This is a genomic window from Mycobacterium sp., from assembly GCF_049281135.1.
Classification (GTDB): Bacteria; Actinomycetota; Actinomycetes; order Mycobacteriales; family Mycobacteriaceae; genus Mycobacterium.
Window position 1 is genome coordinate 1 of the sequence record NZ_JBAPRN010000567.1, and the last position, 1,638, is coordinate 1,638.

Annotated in this window: 1 protein-coding gene; it reads right to left on the reverse strand. The window is 63.1% G+C overall.

Annotated features, from left to right (window positions below):
• Positions 1–256: 256 nt before the first annotated feature.
• Positions 257–1,570 (reverse strand): protoporphyrinogen/coproporphyrinogen oxidase, encoded by a 1,314-nt coding sequence (locus WAN02_RS22170; protein WP_422266415.1) that lies wholly within the window; start codon positions 1,568–1,570, stop codon positions 257–259.
• Positions 1,571–1,638: the final 68 nt, after the last annotated feature.

A 1,638-nucleotide genomic window follows, 5' to 3' on the forward strand; every position in this document is an offset into this window, starting at 1 on the left:
GGGATCGGGCCAGATCAACTCTTCGGCGCGTTGCTCGGGTCTAATCATCAATGCGGCTTCATCGGTTCGTTCGTGCCAGGGGAACGGTATCTTCTGCAAAACGGGCAGCCATCGACCTCCAATCACCGAAATCGACGCGATGCAGTGTGAGCGCTCGTTAACGCACTCATCGGAGTGACCGAACCATGTCGCATCTGCAAGCGGGAGACAGAATGGCCTTTTGCCAGGCGGTGTTGATCGGCACCATGATCAACAGTCAGCGGGCCTCGACGATGCAGCGCATGGCGTGCTCGCCCCAACGTGCCGCGGACTCCATGGAACCCGCGCCGAACAGGTCGCCGGCAACCTGTACCGGCCCCCGGGTAGGTAGCGCGTCACGCAGGGCGCTGTTGCGACGCCAGAAGCCCGGGTCCGCGAGGTATCCCGCGTATGGCCAGCGTGTCACGACCGACAAATCTCGATGGCCGGCAAGTTCGCGACAGAGCCCTTCGACGACGCCGGCGGCCCAAGCTTCCAGTTGAGCGTCGGTGTACTCGAGGAACCTGTCGGTGACTGCGGTGTCGGTGTAAATCGTGACGAGGCTGTGTCCGCGCGGTGCCCGGTCGGCGGACTTGTTGTGCTGCAAAAAGATCAACAGGCACTCGGGTTGTTCGACGGTCGGCACCAGGACGGTGTAAGCCCTGCTTCTGGTGGGAACCCGGTAGCCGAGCGAGACACTGATCAACTTGACGTTGCGCAGTTTGTCGCCGAACGCCGGCGATGCCGTCAGCAAGGGCGGCCACATCTCGACGGCGCGGTGATACATGGCGCTGATGACACAGGTTCCGGCGCTGACGTCATGGGTGCCGCTCGCGTCGGTGTATGACACGCTCACGCCGGATTCCGTCTCGTCGACGCGGGTAACCGTAGCGCCGTAGCGCACGTCAAGCCCCGACGCGAGCGAAGTGGTCACCGTCGCCAACCCACCGCGCACGCTGCGTAGGCCAGCCGACCAAGCACCCAGTGCACCAAGAACATTCACGCTGGACGCGTCTCGGGCACCGGTGCCGGTCGTCAGCCGCATCATCGGATCAATGAGATACTCGGTCACCTCACGGCCGAAATGATGTAGCGCGAAGTCGTGCGCAGATACATCTGGATCGTCCAGTGCCGCCGATCGGCTCATGTCGTAGGAGTCGACGTCTTTGATCGCCTTCCGCAATCGGATGAACCCGACCGCCAAGCGCAGTTTGCCCAGCATCGACAACGCCGGCGTAAAGGGCAGTCTCAGCAATTTGGCCGGATCGAGGTCGATCAAACGTCCGCCCCGGACCAGACCAATAACCACGCTGGTATCGACCAGGCTGTCCGCGAGCCCAAGGTCCTGCACCAACCCCAGATAACTGGCATAGCCGGCGGTGAGCGCGTCCGGGCCGGTGTCGACGATGTAGTCCCCGTGACGCTCCGTTTGCACGCGACCACCCGGCCCGGTCGCAGACTCCAACACGGTGACTGTGAAGCCCGCCCGTTGCAAGCGGTAAGCAGCGGCTAGCCCAGACAGCCCAGCGCCGACAACGACGACCGAGGTCACGGCTGACCGGCCTGATGCCCGACTCGACGCCCAGCAGAACTCATAATACAACTCCGCCTAGCCTGGAT